Source organism: Micromonospora okii (assembly GCF_020884795.1).
Taxonomy (GTDB): domain Bacteria; phylum Actinomycetota; class Actinomycetes; order Mycobacteriales; family Micromonosporaceae; genus Micromonospora; species Micromonospora okii.
Map to the genome: position 1 here is coordinate 63619 of NZ_BBZF01000020.1, position 19088 is coordinate 82706.

Sequence of the window (19088 nt, forward strand, 5' to 3'; positions counted from 1 at the left end):
GAGGTTAAGTTACCCTAACCTAAGTTGTTGTCAACAGAAGCGGACCCGCGTCACACCACAAAGGAGCTTCCACTGACAGTGATCGAATCGTCGCCGAGCGCCAAGGCCGCGGCGGCGACTCCCCCAGCCCCGCCGGCCCGGCGCGGCCGCCCGGCGGCCCGCCTGGCCGGCCTCCTGGTCGCGGCCCTGCTGCTCGTGACCGTGTGCGCGGTCAGCCTCGCCGTCGGGGCGAAGCAGCTCACCCTCGCCGAGGCGTGGGGCGGGCTGGTGGACCCCGACTCCCCCGCGCACGCGGTGGTGCGGGAGATGCGGCTGCCCCGCACCCTGCTGGGCCTGCTCGCCGGCGCGGCGCTCGGCGTGGCCGGCGCGATCATGCAGGCCGTCACCCGCAACCCCCTCGCCGACCCCGGGCTGCTCGGCATCAACGCCGGCGCGTCGGCGGCCGTCGCCACCGCGTCGGCCTTCCTCGGAGTCACGACCGTCGGCGGGTACGTCTGGTTCGCCCTCGCCGGCGCCGCCGCCGTCACCGCCTGCGTCTACGCCGTCGGCGGCGGCCGGGCCGCCACCCCGGCCCGGCTGGCGCTCGCCGGGGCCGCCCTCAACGCGGCCCTGTACTCGTACGTCAGCGCGGCGATGCTGCTCGACGCGGCCTCGCTGGAACGGATGCGGTTCTGGACGGTCGGCTCGCTGGCCGCCGCCGAGCCGGGCACGGTGGTGCGGGTGCTGCCGTTCGTCGCGGTCGGGCTGGTGATCGCCCTCGCGGTGGCCCGGCCGCTCAACGCCCTCGCGCTCGGCGACGACCAGGCGCGGGCGCTCGGCGCCCGCCCCGCCGCGACCCGGGCGACCGTCATCGTGGCCGTCACCCTGCTCTGCGGCGCGGCCACGGCCGCCTGCGGGCCGTTGGTCTTCGTCGGGCTGCTGGTGCCCCACCTGGTCCGCGCCGTGACCGGGCCGGACATGCGCTGGCTCCTGCCGGCCTGCGCGCTGCTCTCGCCGGTGCTGCTGCTCGCCGCCGACGTGGCCGGCCGGGTGCTCGGCCGCCCCGGCGAACTCCAGGTCGGCATCATGACCGCCGTGCTCGGCGGCCCGCTCTTCCTGCACCTGGTCACCCGCACCCGGGCGGTGCGGTCGTGACCGTCGTGCGGGTACGCCACATGTCGGTCCGCTTCCGGGCGCGGGCCCTGCTCGTGGGGCTCGGCTGCGCCCTGGCCGCCCTCGCGCTGGGCGTGCTCTCCATCGGCGGCGGCGACTACCCGATGAGCCCCGCCGACGTGCTGCGCACCCTCGCCGGCAACGGCACCACCGCCGAGAACTTCATCATCGGCGAGCTGCGGCTGCCCCGACTGGTCACCGCGATGCTCGTCGGGGCCGCCCTCGCCCTGGGCGGCGCGGTCTTCCAGGCCCTCGTGCGCAACCCGCTCGGCAGCCCCGACATCCTCGGCGTCACCCAGGGCGCGGCCACCGGCGCCCTGGTCGTGGTGGTCGCCGGCGGCGGCACCCTGGCCCTGGCCGGCGCGTCGGTCGTCGGCGGCCTCGCCACCGGCCTGCTGCTCTGGGCGGTGGCGTGGGCGCGCGGCGCGCACGGCCACCGGCTGATCCTCGCCGGCATCGGCATCGCGGCGATCCTCACCGGGGTCAACGGCTGGCTGCTGACCCGCGCGCAGCTCATGGACGCCGCCCGCGCGGTGCTCTGGCTCACCGGCAGCCTCGACGGGCGCGGCTGGGCGCAGGCGGTCCCCCTGGCCGTCACCCTGGCGGTGCTGGCCCCGGTGGTGCTCTTCGCCTGCGGCCCGGCGCTGCGGATGACCGAGCTGGGCGACGACACCGCCGCCGCGCTCGGCGTGCCGGTGCGCCGGCTGCGCACGGTGCTGCTGATCGCGGCGGTGCTGCTGGTCTCCGTCGCCGCGTCGGCCGCCGGGCCGGTCAACTTCGTGGCGCTCACCGCCCCGCACCTGACCCGCAGGCTCACCCGCGCGCCGGGCCCGAACCTGGCCGCCGCCACGGCGCTGGGCGCGGCGATGCTGGTCGCCGCCGACCTGGTCGCCCAGCGCGGCTTCCCCGGCCACCAGCTCCCCGTCGGCGTGGTCACCGGCGCGATCGGCGGCGGCTACCTGATCTGGCTGCTCGCCACCGAACGCCGCGCCGGCCGACTGTAAGGAGGGGCACCTTGTTAACGCATTCGGTAGAGGAAGGGCCCCCTCCAAACACCCGCCCGGCCCACCGCCCCCCGACAGAGAACGGAGCACCGCCCATGCGCCCCGGAACCCCTCGGCTCAGCGGCGACGGGCTGACCCTCGCGTACGACAAGCGGACCATCGCCGAGCGGCTCGACGTGACCATCCCCGACCACTCCTTCACCGTGGTCATCGGGCCCAACGCCTGCGGCAAGTCGACGCTGCTGCGCGCGCTCGCCCGGATGCTCAAGCCCACCGCCGGCACGGTGCTGCTCGACGGCCGGGACATCCACGCCCAGCAGGCCCGCAAGGTGGCCCGCACCCTCGGCCTGCTCCCCCAGTCCTCGACCGCGCCGGACGGCATCACCGTGGCCGAGCTGGTGGCCCGGGGTCGGTACCCGCACCAGGGCCTGCTGCGGCAGTGGTCCCGCGACGACGAGCGGGTGGTCGACGAGTCGATGGCCGCCACCGGCGTGGCCGACCTCGCCGACCGGCTCGTCGACGAGCTCTCCGGCGGCCAGCGGCAGCGGGTCTGGATCGCCATGGCCCTGGCCCAGCAGACCGAGCTGCTGCTGCTCGACGAGCCCACCACGTTCCTCGACATCGCCCACCAGATCGAGGTGCTCGACCTCTGCGCGCAACTGCACGAGGAGCAGGGGCGCACGCTGGTCGCGGTGCTGCACGACCTCAACCAGGCCGCCCGGTACGCCAGCCACCTCATCGCCATGCGCGACGGGAAGGTGGTGGCCGCCGGGGCACCCCGGGAGATCGTCACCGAGGAGCTGGTGCGGCGGGTGTTCGGGCTGGCCTGCCGGGTGATCGACGACCCGGAGACGGGCGCGCCGCTGGTCGTCCCCGCCGCGCGCCGGGCGGTCGCCCTGCACCGCTGACCCGCCCGCACCACCGCTCCCCCGGTACGTCGGCCGGCACCGGTCCAGTGACGAGGAAGGCGACGAGCATGCGCATGGCGATGATCTCCGGGGACGGGCTGCCGGTCAGCGGGCTGCTGACCACCTTCCGCAACGTCGTCGACCTGGCCCGCGCCGACGGCCTGCTGGAGCTGCCCGTCACCGCCGACCTGGGCTACTCGTGGCGGCCCGACAAGGCGGCGTTCTACCCGTCGGGGGCGGACGTGCGCGGGTACCCGGAGTGGCTGCGGGTCGGCGACGCGGTCCCCGTCGCAGCCGATGTCGCCCGGGAATGGATCGCGCTGCGCACCGCCGTCGCCGACGCCGACCGGCTCGACCCCGCCGCCCGCGCCGACGTGCACCGGCGCATCGCCGCGCTGGCCGAGCCGTACGAGCGGTACTTCACCGCCTGGTTCGCCGAGCGGAACGTCGACTGGGTGATCGCCATGAACATGACCCTCACCGACGCCACCCCGGTGACCGTGGCCCTGCACCGCGCCGCCGAGCGCCGGTGGGGCGGCGGCCGGCCCGGCGGGGTGGTCTTCTGGGACCACGACCTGTTCGCCAGCTACGCCGTGCACGAGGGCGACGCGCGCGTCTACCCGACCGCGCCGAACGAGTTCACGCCCGTGCCGCAGGACGTGCCGTACCACCGCTGGGTCGTGCCCACCGGGGAGCTGGCACGCGAGTGCGAGGCGTACCCGACGCGGGCCCGGCCCACCGTGGTGCCGCTGGTCCTGCCCACGGTGGAGCCGGCCGCGCCGACCGGCGCCCACCGCGAGTTCCTGGCCCAGCGGGGCGTCCCGGCGGGCGCGCCGGTCGTCGTGGCACCGGTGCGCGTGTTCCGGGTCAAGGGCGTCGAGATCGCGGTCGCGCTGCTGGCCGAGGCCCGCCGGGAGGCCGCGCGGCGCGGCGAGCCCCTGCCGCACCTGCTGGTCTTCGGCACCCTCGACGAGGACCCCGAGTACGCGAAGGAGGTGCTCGCCGTCCTGCGCGACGACCCCGGGGGCGTGCACTTCCTGGGCGGGGTGCCGCTGTCGACGTACCGCGACGACGCGGGCGGGTGGCACCTGGACGAGGTGGACCTGCTGCGCGTCGCCGCCGCCACCGACGGCGGGGTCTTCTACACCCCCAACCGCCCCGACGTGGAGAGCGTCGGCCTGGGCCCGGCGCTGGCGGCGGTGGCCGGGGTGCCGTGCGTGACGACGGCGTACCACGCGCTGGCCGGCGCGTACGGTGCGGGCCTGGACCAGGTCCGCGTCACCGACCCGGCGGAGCTGCGCGCGCCCGCCGCCGCGTTCCTCGACCAGCTCGCCGAGCTGCGCGCGGGGTCGCCGGAGCGACGGGCGGCGCTGAGGCGGAACCGGGAGGTCGTGGCGCGCAGCTTCCCGCAGGAGCCGTGGCGGCGGCTGCTGGAGGAACTGGCCGACGCGGTACGCCGGGTGAGGTCCCCCCGGCGTGGCAACTGATCATCAGTCGAGCGGGCACGTCCGGCGGCGCGGCGCCGCCGGACGGTGGCCGGGTGCGGTCAGACGCCCCGGTCGCAGAACTCGTTGTCGACGTACCGCAGGCCGGTGACGACGTTGATGACGGGCACCCACTCCTGGACCGGGGTGGAGCCGTTGTCGGTCCGCGGCTTCCACTTGACGTTCTCCACGGTGATGCCGGTGCCCCAGAGCGAGAAGCGGTTCCCGGTGCTCATCGTGTAGAGCGGCGTGCTGGTGAACCCTGGCGCGCCACGGACCGCCTGGCCGTTACCGGCCGGGGCCACGACGACCTCGCAGATGCGCGGCGGCACCGCAGCCGATGCCGGGGCGGGGACCAGGGCGCCGGCCGCGACGGCCGCCGTCACGGCGGCGGCACCGCACGACCGGCGGGAAAATGATCGATAGTTATGCATACGTGGAGGCTATCGTGGTCCTGCGCGCCCCCACTCGGCCAGTCGCGCGTCCGACACGACCTGCCCGCTCTGCCGAAGGCCCCGAAATCGCTGAGCGATCCACTCACGGCAGGCCGGGCCACGACCCTCGTCCGCGTCGAGTGGCACCGGTTATCCGGCCCCGGCTCCCCTACGATCGCGGGATGTTCCGGCCGACGTACCCGATTCGCACCGCGCGGCTCGCCCTGCGCCCGTTCACGCTGGACGACCTCAACGACGTGCACGCGTACCAGAGCCGGCCGGACGTCGTCCGCTGGATGTTCGGGGCCGAGCCGCGCAGCCGCGAGCGGTCGCGGAAGTCGCTGGTCGCGATGTCGGGCCAGGACGCGCTGCGCGCGGAGGGCGACTGCCTGACCCTCGCCGTGGCCACCGACGCCGGGGTGATCGGGGCCGTCGAGCTGGTCTGGCGCAGCGAGGTCGACCGCACGGCCGAGCTGGGGTACGTCCTGCACCCCGACCACTGGGGGCACGGGCTGGCCAGGGAGGCGGTCACGGCGCTGCTGGACTGGGGGTTCACCGACTTCGGGCTGCACCGCGTCTACGCCCGCTGCCACGCCCGCAACGAGGCGTCGGCCCGCCTGATGACCCGGCTCGGCATGCGCCGGGAGGCGCGCCACGTCGAGAGCTACCTGTTCCGGGGCGAGTGGGCCGACCGGCTCGTCTTCGCCATCCTGGCCCGCGAGTGGCGGTCGACCACGGAGAATGCACAGGGCTGAGTCCCTGGCCGGTCGACCCGCACCGCCTCGGGACGGAGGACGGCGACCAGAGGAGGTCGCCCGGGAAATTACCGACCGGTCAGTCTAGTTTCGGGGGTGGCCTTGACCTTCGCGCCCGCCTCCACCCTGTCCCCGTTCCGCCGCTGGGCGGCGCTCGGCGTGCTCGCCGCCGCCGTCCTGCTGCTCGCGATCGACGGCACGGTGCTCGCCCTGGCGGTGCCGTCGCTGACCGCGAGCCTGTCGCCGACCGCCGAGCAGATCATCTGGATCGGCGACATCTACTCCCTCGCCCTCGCCGGCCTGCTCGCCCTGATGGGCAACCTCGCCGACCGGATCGGCCGCAAACTCGTCCTGCTCACCGGCTCGACCCTGTTCGGGCTCGCCTCGCTGGGCGCGGCGTTCGCCACCAGCGCCGAGTCACTGATCTCGGCCCGGCTCCTGCTCGGCGTCGCCGGCGCGACGCTGATGCCGTCGACGCTCTCGCTGATCCGCAACATCTTCCCCGACGACGCGGAGCGCACCCGGGCGGTCGCCATCTGGTCGGCCGCCTTCGCCGGCGGGTCCGCCATCGGGCCCATGATCGGCGGTTTCCTGCTCGAACACTTCTGGTGGGGCTCGGTCTTCCTGATCAACCTGCCGGTCATCGCCGTCGTGGTGATCGCCGGCTTCCTGCTGCTACCCGAGTCCAAGGACCCGAACCCGGGCCGCTTCGACCTCCCCTCCGCGCTGCTGTCGATGCTCGCCGTCGTGCCGATCGTCTACGCCATCACCCACCTGGCCTCCGCCGGCATCAGCCCGCTCATCGTGGCGTGCGTGGCGCTCGGCCTGGCCGCCGGCATGATCTTCGTACGTCGGCAGCGCCGCCTGCCCAACCCCATGCTCGACGTCGACCTGTTCCGCAATCCCGCCTTCACCGGCGCGGTCGCCGCCGACGTCGTGTCGATCTTCGGGCTGATCGGCCTGCTCTTCTTCTTCTCCCAGTACCTCCAGTTCGTGCGCGGCTTCAGCCCGCTGCAGGCCGGCGTCGCCGAACTCCCCGCCACCGTCGCGTCGGTCGTCGTGATCGGCCTGGTCGGCGTCGCCGTCGCCCGGCTCGGCCGGGGCCGCGCGATCGCCCTCTCCCTCGTGGTCGCCGCCGTCGGGCTCGCCCTCGTCGCGCCGGCCGCCGGCCAGGCGTCGTACGTGTGGCTCGCGCTCTGCCTCGCCCCGGTGGGCCTCGGCGTCGGCCTGGCGATGACCCTGGCCGCCGACGCGATCCTCTCCGCCGCGCCACCCCACAAGGCGGGCTCCGTGTCGGCGGTGACCGAGACCGCCAACGAACTCGGCGTCGTGCTCGGCATCGCCGTGCTCGGCTCGCTGATCACGACCGGGTACCGCACAGAACTCAGCCTGCCCGGGGAACTCCCCGAGGCGGTGCGGGCCCGCGCGGAGGACTCCCTGGGTTCGGCCCTGACCGTGCTCGCCCCGGACAGCGCCGCCGCCCAGGCCGCCCGGGACGCCTTCCTCGCCGCCATGCAGACCACCTCCCTGGTCGCCGCCGCTGTCATCCTGGTCGCCGCCGGCCTCGCGTGGTGGCTGATCCCCTCACCGCGCCGCCCCCGCTAGCCTGCCCCCGCCGCTGTGGAGCTGAGTCGGCTACGACATCACGCCCGCTTCCGTACGAGTCGCTGACGACATCAGCTCCACAGGACCCAGAACAACCACCACCGGCGCACCGTCAGCTCCACGCCAGGTGCGACGACTCCGGCCGGACACGGGGCTACGCCTCAGCGCCCCGCCCCGCCGTGTCCGGGAGCCAGCCCGCCCGGACGAAGTACCCGACGTACGTGTCGAACAGCGCCTCGTCCACCTCCGGGCGGGACACCCCGGAGCCGGCCAGGGCCGCGTCGGTGGCGCTCGGGTCGAAGACCAGGCCGCCCTCCGAGCCGGCCCCGGTCAGCTCGGCCGCGAGGGTGCCGAGCAGCGGGAACGCCGCGTTGGCCGGGTCCGCGCCGATGCGGTCCAGCCACTCCCCCGGCGCGACCTCGGGCAGCGCGTACCCCCGGTCGCGCAGCCAGCCCAGCGCCGTGTCCAGCCGCAGCAGCCGCCCGGCGGCCAGGTGGAACGTGCGCCCGGCCGCCGCCGGCCGGCGGGACAGGGTGACGATCGCGTCGGCGACGTAGTCGACGGGCACCAGGTCGAACGCGGCGTCCACCCCGGCGGGCGCGGCCTGGGCCTGCACGCAGCCCTTGAGCAGCAGCCACAGGTAGTCGCCGCGCTGGCAGGCCCCGGTGCGGCTGTGCCCGGCGATGCGGGTGGGCCGGTAGATCGTGGCGGACAGCGAGCGGGCGCGGGCGGCCTCGATCAGCCCCTCGGCCACCCACTTGCTGCGCGTGTAGCCGTGTTCGAGGCTCCCCGCCGGGCCGGTGGGGTGCTCGGGGCCGACCGGGTGGTCGGCGCGCCCCGCGTAGACGCCGACGGTGGAGACGTGGTGCACCGGCACGCTGCGGTGCCGGGCCGCCAGCCGCAGGATCTCGGCGGTGCCGCCCACGGTGGCGGGCCTGAGCTGCGCGTACGGGGCGAAGAGGTGCACGGCCGCGCCCACGTGGTACACGGCGTCGACCCGGCGGGCCAGCTCGTCGAAGGCATCCTCGGTGAGCCCGAGGCGGGGTTGCGCCAGGTCACCGTGGACGGTGACGACCCGCCGTTCGGCGCGCTCGTCCCAGAGGCCGTACCCCTCCAGGGTCCGGCGCAGCCGCGCCGCCGCCTGCCCGGCGTCCGCGCCGCGCACCAGGCAGTGCACGACGGCCCGGGTGCGGTCCAGCAGGGCGCGCACGGTGAACGCCCCGAGGAACCCGGTGGCCCCGGTGAGCAGCACGTGCGCGGGGTCCACGGCCACCCGGACGGTCTCCCCGGCGGGCCGAATGTCGGCCGGCAACGCGACCTCGGCGGCGAGGTCGAGACCCGAGTCCACGCTCCGGTCGACGGCCGGGTGGCGGCCCGGCTCCACGCTCAGGTCGGCGGCGGGGTCGAGACCCGGCTCCCCGCTCCGGTCGGCGGCGGGCCGCCGTTCGCGGTCGACCAGGGCGGCGAGGCCGGCGACGGTCGGCGACGCGGCCAGCGCCCCCAGGGGGACCTGTACCCCCGACTCCTCGCGCAGCCGCAGCATGAGGCGGGTGGCCAGCAGGGAGTGCCCGCCGAGGGCGAAGAAGTCGTCGTGCACGCCGACCCGGGCCACGCCCAGCACGTCCCGCCAGATCGCGGCGATGCGGGTCTCGGTGGCGGTGCGCGGCGGCGCGTACGAGTCGACCGGCGCAGGCGCGTGCGGCGGCGGCAGCGCGGCCACGTCCAGCTTCCCGCTCGACGTGCGGGGGAACTCCCGCACAGGCACGCAGACCGACGGCACCAGGTACTCGGGCAGCCGCCCGGTCACCGTACGGCGCAGGTCTTCGGGTCTCAGGGTGACCCCGGCGGCCGGGCGGTAGTACGCGACCAGGCGCTTGCCGGCAGCCCCGAAGTCGTGGGCGACGACGGCGGCGTGCGCCACCCCGGGCACCGCCTCGACGGCGGCGGCGACCTCCTCGACCTCCACCCGGTGCCCCCGGATCTTGACCTGGTTGTCGAGGCGGCCGAGGCACTGGATGCGCCCGTCGGGCAGGTGCCGGGCCAGGTCGCCGGTGCGGTAGAGCAGCTCGCCCGGCTGGAACGGGTCGGCGACGAACCGCTGCGCGGTCAGCTCGGGCCGCCCCAGGTAGCCGGCGGCGAGCACCGGCCCGCCGACGCACAGCTCCCCCACCGCGCCGATCGGGGTGAGCCGCTGCCGGTCGTCCAGCAGCAGGACCCGCGCGCCGGGCACGGGTCGGCCGATGGGCGGCAGGTCGGGCCAGGCGTCGGGGTCGGCGTCGAGGCGTTCGGCGGTGACGACGTGCGTCTCGGAGGGGCCGTACTGGTTCTCCAGGGTTGCGCCGGGGGCCCAGCGCCGGAAGAACTCCCGCAGGGCGGGCGTGGCGTGGAGCTGCTCGCCGGCCGTGACGACCTCCCGCAGCGTGGCCGCCGGGCGGCGGGTGGCGCAGGCGTACTCGGCGAGCTGCTGGAGGGCCACGAACGGCAGGAACAGCCGCTCGACGCGCGCGGAGTCGAGTAGGTCGAGCAGGCGGGCCGGGTCGCGCCGGGTCTCGTCGTCCACTAGGACGAGGGTGCCGCCGGTGGCCCAGGTGGCGAAGAGCTCCTGAAAGGCCACGTCGAAGCTGAGCGCGGCGAACTGGAGCGTGCGGGTGCCGGGCCCGGCGGCGGAGCGGGCGCGCTGCCAGGCGAGGAGGTTCGCCAGGGACCGGTGCGGCACGGCGACGCCCTTGGGGCGGCCGGTGGAGCCGGACGTGAAGATCAGGTACGCGAGGTCGGCCGGGCCGACCGCGGGCAGCTCCACCGGGGGCGCGGCCGGCAGGTCTTCCGGGTGGAGCGTGTCGACGGTCCCGGGGAGCAGCCCGGCCAGTTCCCGCCCGACGAGGGCGACCGGGATGCCCGCGTCGGCCGCCATGTGGGCGATCCGCTCGCGCGGGTACGCGGGGTCGAGGGGCAGGCACGCGCCGCCGGCCCGCAGCACCCCGAGCACCGCGACGGCCAGTTCGGGCGAGCGCCGCAGGCAGACGCCCACGGGCCGCCCGGCCGCGCCCCGCGCAACCAGGTGCGCCGCCACCGCGTCGGCCGCCCGGTCCAGCTCCGCGTAGGACAGGACCCGGTCGCCGTGCACGACCGCCGGGGCGTCCGGCGTACGGCGGGCCTGCGCGGCGACGGCCTCGTGCGCGAGCGGCGGGGCGGCCGGGGCGGCGGGTCCGGGCGCCCAGGTTTCGAGGAGCAGCCGGCGTTCGGCGGCCGGCAGGGGTTCCAGGTCGCGCAGGGGCGCGTCGGGTCGGGCGACGGCCTCGGCGAGCAGGGTCCGCAACCGCTCCGCGAGGCGCTCGGCGGTGCTGCGGTCGAACAGGTCGGTGGCGAACTCCAGGAACCCGTGGAAGCCGCCCCGCTCGGGCACCAGGTGCAGGAAGACGTCGTACTTGGCGGTGCCCGAGTGGACGTAGAGGCGCTCGGCGGTCACGCCGGGCAGGCTCAGGGACGGCGGCGGGGCGTCGTCCACCCCGATCACCACCTGGAACAGCGGGAACCGGCCCGGCGAGCGCGCCACGTCCAGCTCGCGCAGCAGGTGCGAGTACGGCACGTCCCGGTGCCGGACGGCCCCCCACACCTGCTCCTTCGTCCGGGCGACCAACTCGGCGAACGTGATGTCGGCGGGCACCCGCTGGCGCAGCGGCATGACGTCGGTCAGGCAGGCGATCATCGGTTCGAGGGCCTCGTCGTCCCGGCGGGACACGGGCGTACCGATCACCACGTCGTCGGCCCCGGCCAGCCGGGCGATCAGCGCGGTCAGCGCGGCGGTCAGCACCGCGAACGGCGTGGTCCTGCCCCGGCGGGCCAGCGCCCGGATGCCGGTGCCGATCCCGGAGTCCAGGGTGAACTCGACGCGGTCGCCGCCCGCGCCGAGGACCGCCGGCCGGGGCCGGTCGGTGGGGAACGACGACTCCGGCGGGGCCCCGTGCAGGGCCTCCCGCCAGTGCTTGAGCGACTCGGTGCCGTCGGCGGCGTCGGCCCGGCGGCGCTGGAGCGCGTACGGGCCGAACTGGAGGGGCAACTCGGGCAGCCCGGCGTCCGTGCCATCGAGGGCGGCCCGGTAGAGCGCGCCGAACTCGGCGTCGAGCAGGCTGAAGCACCAGCCGTCGATCACCGCGTGGTGGATCGCCACCACCAGGGCCGCGTCGTCGTCGGCCAGCCGCAGCAGCGTGGCCCGCAGCAGGGGCGGGGCGTCCAGGGGCACCGGGCAGGTTGCCGCCGCGACCAGGGCGGCGGGCAGTTCGTCCGGGCCGACCCGGCGCACGTCCAGCTCCACCGGGGCGGGCGGCAGCACCGTCTGCCACGCCTGCCCGTCGACCAGGGACAGGCGGCTGCGCAGCGCCTCGTGCCGGGCCACGATCCCGTCGAGCGCCCGCCGGGCGGCGTCCGCGTCGACCGGCGCGCCCCGCAGCCGGTACGCCCACGACTCCACGTACCGGGAGGGCCCGTCCTGGAACTGGTCGTTGAGCCAGATCGACTCCTGCTCGTCCGACATCGGGTAGCCGGGGGCGGAGGAGGGGGCGGGCGTCATGAGGGGCGCTCTCCGGTTCGGACGAGGCTTCACAGGAAGGCGAGCAGGGCGTTGCGGTCGAGCTTGCCGGTGGCCGTGGTCGGCAGGGCGTCGCGGCGGCGCACGTGGTTCGGCACCAGGTAACGGGGCAACGTGGCCGCCAGGGCGCGACGCAGCGCGACGGGGGCCGGCGCGGCGGGCTCGTCAGCCGTGTAGAACAGGGCCAGCCGGTCGTACCCCTTGCCGCTCGCGGCCGGGACGGCGACGACGGCGGCCTCCCGCACGCCCGGCACCCGGCGGGCGGCGGCCTCGACCTCGCCCGGCTCGATCCGGTGGCCGGCGATCTTCACCTGGAGGTCGGCGCGGCCCCGGAAGTGCAGCACCCCGTCGGCGTCGAGGAGGCCCAGGTCCCCCGTCCGGTACACGCGCACGGGCTCCCCGCCGTCGAGCGGCAGCCGGGTGAACGCGGCCGACGTGGCGGCGTCATCGCCGACGTACCCGAGGGCCAGGCCCTCGCCGGCCAGGCAGACCTCCCCCACCGCCCCCGGGCCGAGCGCCCGGTCCCCGGCCAGGATGTGCACGCCGGTCCCGGGCACCGGCACGCCGAGCGGGACGCCGCCCGGGGCGTCGCAGTCCGCCGCCGTGACCCGGTGGGTGGTGGCGAAGACGCAGCTCTCCGCCGGCCCGTACCCGTTGGTCAGAATGGTGTCCGGGTAGCGGGCCAGGAAGCGGGCGACGTGGGTCGGCGAGAGCCGCTCGCCGCCGGTCAGGATCTGGCGCAGGCCGGCGAGGCAGGGGCGGGCCGGGTCGTCCTCGTCGACGAGAAAGTTGAACAGCGAGGCGGTCAGCCACGCGGTGTCCACCCCCGCCGAGGCGACCAGCTCGGCAAGATCGTCGGGGAGCAGGTAGTCGGCGTCCGCGATGGCGCAGGTGCCGCCGCTGGTGAGCGGCCCCCACACCTCCAGGCTGAACGCGTCCCAGGAGACCGGCGCGGCCTGGAGCATCACCCGGCCGGGCCCGAGGTCCGCGAATCCGCCCCCGGCGGGAAAGAGCCGGGTGGTCGCGCGGTGCGGCGAGAGCACCCCCTTGGGTACGCCGGTACTGCCCGACGTGAAGAAGACGGTGGCGGCGTCGCCGCCGTCGACGTACACCTCGGGTGAGGCTTCGGGGTGGCGGGCCGCCGCCTGAGCCAGCGGCTCGTCCGGCACGATCCACTGGGGTACGTCGGCGCGCGCCCCCGCGTCAGCGACCACGATGGACGCTTTGAGCAGCTTCGTGACCTGGCTAATTCGCTCCTGCGGCCAGCGGCGGTCGATGGCCGCGTACGCCGCGCCGCACTTGAGGATGCCCAGCAGGACGGCCACCAGGCGGGGCGAGCGGGACAGCCGCACCGGCACGACGGTCCCGGGGCGCACGCCCGCCGCCCAGAGGTCGGCGGCGTACGCGTCGGCGGCGGCGTCGAGGGTCGCGTAGTCGACGCGCTCGCCCCGGTGGACGAGTGCGACGGCCGAGGGGCGCAGCCGCGCCTGGCGGGCGACCGCCTCGTGGATGAGCTGGGGCGCTGCGGCGTGGGGGTGGGGCACGGGGGTGGCTCCTGAACGTCCGGCAGGGTGGGGCGGGTCGGGTGGCCGGCGCTCAGGCTTCGGTCGCCGCGATCACGTCGGCGAGGGTGTCGCTGTCGAACAGCACCTCCGGGCCGACGCGCAGGCCCAGTTCCTTGCTGAGGCGGGCGCAGATCCGCATGGCCTGGAGGGACGTGCCGCCGAAGTCGTAGAAGCTGTCGGCGGGCGAGACGTGCGGAACGTTCAGCACGTCGGCGACGATCCGAAGGACGGCCTCGTCGGTGCCGGTCGACGCTGCGGGGAGGTGCTGCTCGGTCAACGTCCTATCCCTACTCTCGCCTCGGCGGACGACACTGTGGAGTGTGCCTGAACCCGAGAACGACTCTACGAGGGCGTGCCGCCTCGCAGACGGTTGGGGAGGTGTCACGCACCGACGCGGCCCGGCCGGCCCGGACGTGTGGCCCGGGCCGGCCGCCCCCGATGGCGAACCGTCTGACGACGTCCCACCCGCGGAGTCCGCAGCTCAGGTGCGGATGTTGGGTAGGTTGACCCCGCAGGTGCGTTCGATGAACTCCCCCGCGCGGCGTCCGCTCGCCTTCACCGCCGTGTCGTTCGGCACGGCCGCCTCCGCAGCGGACGCGTCGTCGTGCTCGTGCGCGGCCGTGCCGGGGTCGTGCTCGTGCTCGGCCGCGCCGGCGTCGTGACCGGCCGCCTCCGGGCTCGATCCGGTCGGGCCGTGGTCGTGCGGGGTGGTGGGCTCGGGTCCCCCCAGTGCACCGGCGAGCCGCTCCAGGTCCGGGGTGAGTTCCCGTGGTGCGGAGCGGATCAGGGCGGCCATCGCCTCGACCCGCTGCTCACCGGTGAGCTCGCCCTGGTTGACCAGAGCGAAGGTCTGCGCCTCGGCGCAGAACTCGCTGCGGCCCGACCAGTCCGAGGGCAGATCCGGCCGGGACAGCCACCACCCGCCCAGCGCGGCGGCGGCCACCGCGACCACCGCCGCACCGGAGAACAGCAGACGACGATCAGACGTTGTCATTGATCGCGGTGATGTCGTGGCTGTCGAAGTTCTTGGGCCAGATATCGCTGCGCATACACGAGTTGTTGTCCGTGTCGGCGCTCTTCGAGCGGTGGCCCAGCGAGCCGGTGTGCCCGAGTTCGTGACAGCCGAGGCTCTGCCAGTAGCCCGTGGACTTGCCGCTCATCGTCCGGGTGTTGAACTTGACGTCGTACTGGTCGCACAGCCCGTTCCACCAGTTGGTGTCGGTGCAGGTCGTCTGCCCGTACCAGGAACTGGAGTACGACTTGTCGTAGACGTGGATGTCCCCGCCGCCGGTCGAGGTGGTGATCTGCGAGCGGTCGAGCTGAGCCCGGCCGTGCGAGACCGCCGCCTTGCCGGCGCTCGTCAGCGAGTTCGACTCCACCGCCTGTTCCTTGTTGTCCGGCTTGCCGCTGTTGGCCTTGCCGCCGTGCCCGGCCATGGCCGGTGGCGCCAACGCCACCACGGCGATCAGCGTGGCACCGAGGACGATCGTCGTGCGCTTCATTCCCCACTCTCCTCCGGAGGCTGCGGCAGCTCCGCGGTCGGCATCGACTCGGTCAGCGTGCCGGCGGCGACCTGCCCGCTCGCCGCGACGACCGTGTTGTTCAGGAACGAGGGCGCCATCGTGGTGATCGACGTGGCCAGCTCGTTCTCCGGGTTGCTGGGCCGCAGCGCGCCGTCGACCACCAGCGCGCGCCCGTCGGAGCTGGCCAGCTGGTAGGTGTAGGGGTTGCTGGCGCCGACGGCGCGGCGCAGGAAGAAGTAGCCGGTGTCGCCCACCGCACTCCACGCCACGTTGTTGGAGATGTAGCCGCGCCCCTCCTCGTCCCAGCCCTCCTCCTCGAGGGTGATGGACGGCGGGATGATCAGGTTCTTCGGGTTGTGTAGGACGTCGGACTGGCTGATCGTCACCGTCCGCAGCCGGATGTCACCGCCAACCGCCGCCGGGTCCTCGTCGGCGCTGGCCAGCCGGCCGGGCTCCACCGAGGTGACCGTGCCGAAGACCACCAGGTGTGAGGTGGCGGTCATCTGCTCGACGGTCTGGAAGTCGTACATCTCCTTGCCGAAGGCAAGCGCCTCGGGCTGTGTGTCGTAGCGCACGCCGGGGTCGGCCCGGCCGACACCCACGGCCGCCACGAGCGCGGCCACCGCGACGGCCCCTGCCGCCGTCAGGCCCAGCCGGCGTAGGCCGGGACGCCTGAGTTTCTCCACTCGCCGTTCTCCCTTTTCGAGGTCAGGCGCGGCCGGTGCCGGCCGCGCGTCCCGACCGAACGGCCGAAGGGCCGCCAGATCAGGACGGGATACACGGTCCACACCCGTGGCTGCAGGATGCTTGCAACCGGCTTGCAGCTCGTCCACTGCGGACCGCCATACTCGCGGGTGGGGAGGTGGCGGTGGAGTTCCGGGTGTTGGGCACGGTCGAGTTGTGGGCGCACGGCGTCCAGGTCGACCTCGGTGGGCGCCAGCCTCGCCTCGTTCTCGCGACGCTGCTGCTGGAGCCGAACCGGGTGGTGGCGGTGGATCGGCTGATCGACCTGGTCTGGGGTCCAGCGCCGCCGCGCAGCGCCCGGGGCACCGTGCAGGCGCTGGTCTCCCGGCTGCGCACCGCGTTGCGGCAGGCGGAGGTGCCGGTGGAACTGATCGGCCGTGCGCCCGGCTACCTGCTCCGGGTCGACCCGCTGGCGGTCGACGCGCACCGGTTCACCGACCTGGTCGCGCGGGCGCGGGCGGCCGGCGACGACGACGCCGTGGCCCTGTTCGACCAGGCGCTGGCGCTGTGGCGGGGGGAGCCGCTCGCCGACGTGGCCGACGAGGAGGTGCGGCACCGGCTCTGCGCCGGCCTGCGCGAGGCCCGCTGGACGGCGGTCGAGGAGCGGGCGGACGTGCTGCTGCGGCGGGGGCGTTCCCGGCAGGTCGCCGACGAGTTGACCGACGCGGTGGCCCGGCAACCCGGACGCCAGCGGCTGGTCGGTCAGCTCATGCTGGCCCTGTACCGGGAGGGCGGCGCCGACCGGGCGCTGGCCACCTACCGGCAGGTACGCGATCGGCTCGCCGACGAACTCGGCCTCGATCCGGCCCCGGCGCTGCGCCGCCTTGAGGAGCGGATCCTGCGCGCCGACCCGACGCTGGGGCCGCCCGCCGACGTCGCCGGACCGGGCGGCGACGACCGCTCCGCGCTCGTCCGCCCCGCCGGGCTGCCGCACAGCAGCACGACCCTCACCGGACGGGACGCCGAGCTGGAACGGCTCGACGCCGGGTTGGCGGAGCCGGCCGACCGTACCCGGATCTGGGTGATCAGCGGCACCGCCGGGGTGGGCAAGACCGCCCTGGCGCTGCACTGGGCCCACCGGGTCCGCGCGGAGTTCCCGGACGGGCAGCTCCACCTCGACCTGCGTGGCTTCGACGCCGACCGGGAGCCGATGCCGGTGGAGACGGCGCTGACCCACCTGCTGACCGCGCTCGGGGTCGACCCGAGGGCGGTGCCGGACGGGTTGGACGGCCGAACGGCGCTGCTCCGCTCGCTACTGGCCGGTCGGGACGTGCTGCTGGTGCTGGACAACGCCCGCCACGCCGACCAGGTGCTGCCGCTCATCCCGTCCCGCGGCACCGTGCTCGTCACCAGCCGGCACCGCCTCGGTGACCTCGTGGTCCGCGCCGACGCCCGGCTGCTCCCGTTGGACGTGCTCACCCCGGTGGCGTCGGTACGTCTCCTGGCGACGCTGCTGGGTGCGGCGGCCGTGCGAGCCGACCCGGCGGCGGCAGCGGAGCTGGCTCGACTCTGCGGCCACCTGCCACTGGCCCTGCGCATCGCCGCAGCCAACGTGCAATCGGCCGGCAGGGCGGACGTCGCCGGCCTGGTCCGCGAGCTGACCGACGGGGACCGGCTGGCCGGGTTGACCGTCGACGGCGCCGAGGAGGGGGCGGTGACGAAGGCGTTCGCCCTGTCGTACCGGGTGTTGTCCGGGCCGCAGCGGGAACTGTTCCGCCGCCTCGGCCTGGTGCCCGGGGCGAGCATCACCGCCGGCCCGGCCGGCGCGGTCGCCGGCGTGCCGGTGCCCACCGCGACCCGGAGACTGCGGGCCCTGGCGGCAGCGCACCTGCTGGAGCGGCACCCCGGCGAGCGCTACCGCTTCCACGACCTGCTGCGCCGGTACGCCGTGGACCGGCTCACCGCGGAGGACGACGAGGCGGCCCGCGGGGTGGCCCGGAGGCGGCTGTTCGACCACTACCTGGACACGGCCGACGCGGCGGGCCGCCGGGTCATTCCGCATTTCGTGCGGCTGCCGCGGCCGGTGGCAGCGGACCCCTTCCCCGACACCGACGCCGCCCTGGCCTGGTTGGATGCCGAGTGGGCGAACCTCACGGCGGCGGTCGAAGAGGCCGCCCGGTGCGGTCCCCGCCGGTACGCCTGGCATCTCACCGACGCGCTGCGCGCCTACTTCCACCAGCGGGGTCGTCGGGAGGAGTGGCTGAACGCGGCGACGGTGGCGCTGGCCGCCGCCCAGACCGACGGTGACGCCCGCGCCCAGGCCGCGATGCACCAGAGCATCGCGCTCGTGCAGGTCAACAGCGGCCGGTACGAGGAGGCCCGCGAGCACCTGCTCGAAGGGCTGCGGTGCAGCGACGCGGACAGCTGGCAGGAGGGACGGGCCGGGATCCTGAACAACCTCAGCGCGGTGCACCAGCGGCTCGGCGACCCGCACGCGGCGATCGACTGCGCCCGCCGGTCGTTGGCGCTCAACCGCCGGTCGGGCAATGACGGCGGGGAGGCCATGTCCCTGGCCAACCTCGGGTTCTCGCACTGGCAGCTCGGCGCGTTCGCGGAGGCGGACGCCCACTTCCGGGCCGCACTGGAGCGCGGGGAGCGGGCCGGGGCGCACTACAACGTGGCCGTGCTCCTGGTCGACCTGGCCAACGTGCGCCGGGACCGGGGCGACGCGGACGGCGCGGATGATCTCTACGCCCGCGCGCTCGCCGCCAATCGGGAGCTCGGCTACCGGTACGGTGAGGCGACCGCCCTGGCCGGCCGTGCGGTGCTCTGGAGCGACACGGATCGCGCCGAGCCGGCCCGTGCCGACGCCGAGCGGGCGGTGACGCTGACCCGGGAGATCGGCGACGCGGGCACCGAGGCGTGGGCTGCCGACGCGCTGGGGCGGGTGCTGCTGGCGCTGGGACACCCGGGCGAGGCGGCCGAGCAGCACCGCCGGTCCCTCGAACTTGCCCGGCGTACCCGATTCTGCTGGTGCGAGGCGACGGCCCTGACCGGCCTCGCCGCCGCCGAGCTGGCCGGGGGCGACCCGGAGGCCGCCGGGCGACACGGGCGGGCGGCGTTGGGTCTGGCCACCCGCTCGGGCTACCGGCCGCTTGAGATTCGGGCGTCCTATCTCCTCGCCCGGCTCGCGGAGCGGGCCGCGGACGCGGCCGAGGCAGCGCGGCTGGACGGCCAGGCGACGCGGCTGGCCCGGGAGACCGGGTACGCGCTGCCGGGTCGCCCGGCACCGCAGCCGCAGCGCTAGGTTCTGTCTTGCGGATCGCGAGTCTCGCTCGTTAGGCCCCTGCATGGCGCGAGGTGATCTCACGAACCATGAGTGGGCTGTG

14 protein-coding genes are annotated in these 19088 nt (G+C 75.2%); 7 read left to right on the top strand and 7 right to left on the bottom strand.

The genetic code is table 11. The features are described 5' to 3' along the window. Positions 1–24 precede the first annotated feature (24 nt). The 4 genes from LPU43_RS18850 to LPU43_RS18865 all read left to right on the top strand — a co-directional run bounded on the left by LPU43_RS18850 (position 25) and on the right by LPU43_RS18865 (position 4551). Positions 25–1134, top strand: a complete 1110-nt coding sequence (locus tag LPU43_RS18850; RefSeq protein ID WP_373321750.1) for a FecCD family ABC transporter permease — start codon at positions 25–27, stop codon at positions 1132–1134. Positions 1135–1154: 20 nt separating this feature from the next. Then, complete coding sequence (locus LPU43_RS18855; RefSeq protein ID WP_229402007.1) at positions 1155–2156, top strand: FecCD family ABC transporter permease; 1002 nt, start codon at positions 1155–1157, stop codon at positions 2154–2156. A 95-nt stretch (positions 2157–2251) separates the two neighbouring features. Next, positions 2252–3064, top strand: coding sequence for an ABC transporter ATP-binding protein (locus tag LPU43_RS18860; protein WP_229401784.1), 813 nt, complete (start codon positions 2252–2254; stop codon positions 3062–3064). 68 nt (positions 3065–3132) lie between these two features. Continuing rightward, entirely contained in the window at positions 3133–4551 is a 1419-nt protein-coding gene (locus LPU43_RS18865; protein ID WP_229401785.1) for a hypothetical protein, read from the top strand. A 59-nt stretch (positions 4552–4610) separates the two neighbouring features. Here the strand turns inward: LPU43_RS18865 and LPU43_RS18870 are convergent, their stop codons facing one another. Next, on the bottom strand, positions 4611–4982 hold the full coding sequence (locus LPU43_RS18870) for a hypothetical protein (protein WP_229401786.1): 372 nt from the start codon (positions 4980–4982) through the stop codon (positions 4611–4613). A gap of 182 nt (positions 4983–5164) precedes the next feature. On the opposite strand from LPU43_RS18870, the gene LPU43_RS18875 reads away from it, so the two are divergent. Continuing rightward, positions 5165–5737 (top strand): GNAT family N-acetyltransferase, encoded by a 573-nt coding sequence (locus LPU43_RS18875; protein ID WP_229401787.1) that lies wholly within the window; start codon positions 5165–5167, stop codon positions 5735–5737. Between the two features lie 96 nt (positions 5738–5833). Further along, a complete protein-coding gene (locus LPU43_RS18880) occupies positions 5834–7342 on the top strand; it encodes an MFS transporter (RefSeq protein ID WP_229401788.1) in 1509 nt (502 codons plus the stop codon). A gap of 154 nt (positions 7343–7496) precedes the next feature. Here LPU43_RS18880 and LPU43_RS18885 read toward each other — a convergent pair whose 3' ends face one another. From LPU43_RS18885 to LPU43_RS18910, 6 genes are all read right to left on the bottom strand, one after another. After that, positions 7497–11909 (bottom strand): non-ribosomal peptide synthetase, encoded by a 4413-nt coding sequence (locus tag LPU43_RS18885; RefSeq protein WP_229401789.1) that lies wholly within the window; start codon positions 11907–11909, stop codon positions 7497–7499. A 29-nt stretch (positions 11910–11938) separates the two neighbouring features. Beyond that, complete coding sequence (locus tag LPU43_RS18890) at positions 11939–13471, bottom strand: amino acid adenylation domain-containing protein (protein ID WP_229401790.1); 1533 nt, start codon at positions 13469–13471, stop codon at positions 11939–11941. Between the two features lie 52 nt (positions 13472–13523). After that, positions 13524–13769 carry an acyl carrier protein gene (locus tag LPU43_RS18895; protein WP_229401791.1) on the bottom strand — a complete coding sequence of 82 codons (246 nt, stop codon included), beginning with the start codon at positions 13767–13769 and terminating at the stop codon, positions 13524–13526. Positions 13770–13973: 204 nt separating this feature from the next. Continuing rightward, positions 13974–14486 (bottom strand): hypothetical protein, encoded by a 513-nt coding sequence (locus tag LPU43_RS18900; RefSeq protein ID WP_229401792.1) that lies wholly within the window; start codon positions 14484–14486, stop codon positions 13974–13976. Beyond that, positions 14473–14994, bottom strand: a complete 522-nt coding sequence (locus tag LPU43_RS18905; RefSeq protein ID WP_229401793.1) for a hypothetical protein — start codon at positions 14992–14994, stop codon at positions 14473–14475. The genes LPU43_RS18900 and LPU43_RS18905 overlap by 14 nt, the downstream gene beginning before the upstream one ends. After that, positions 14991–15701, bottom strand: coding sequence for a hypothetical protein (locus LPU43_RS18910; RefSeq protein WP_229401794.1), 711 nt, complete (start codon positions 15699–15701; stop codon positions 14991–14993). The genes LPU43_RS18905 and LPU43_RS18910 overlap by 4 nt, the downstream gene beginning before the upstream one ends. A gap of 176 nt (positions 15702–15877) precedes the next feature. On the opposite strand from LPU43_RS18910, the gene LPU43_RS18915 reads away from it, so the two are divergent. After that, the gene (locus tag LPU43_RS18915; RefSeq protein ID WP_229401795.1) at positions 15878–19006 is read left to right on the top strand and encodes an AfsR/SARP family transcriptional regulator; all 3129 of its coding nucleotides are present in this window, start codon (positions 15878–15880) and stop codon (positions 19004–19006) included. Positions 19007–19088: the final 82 nt, after the last annotated feature.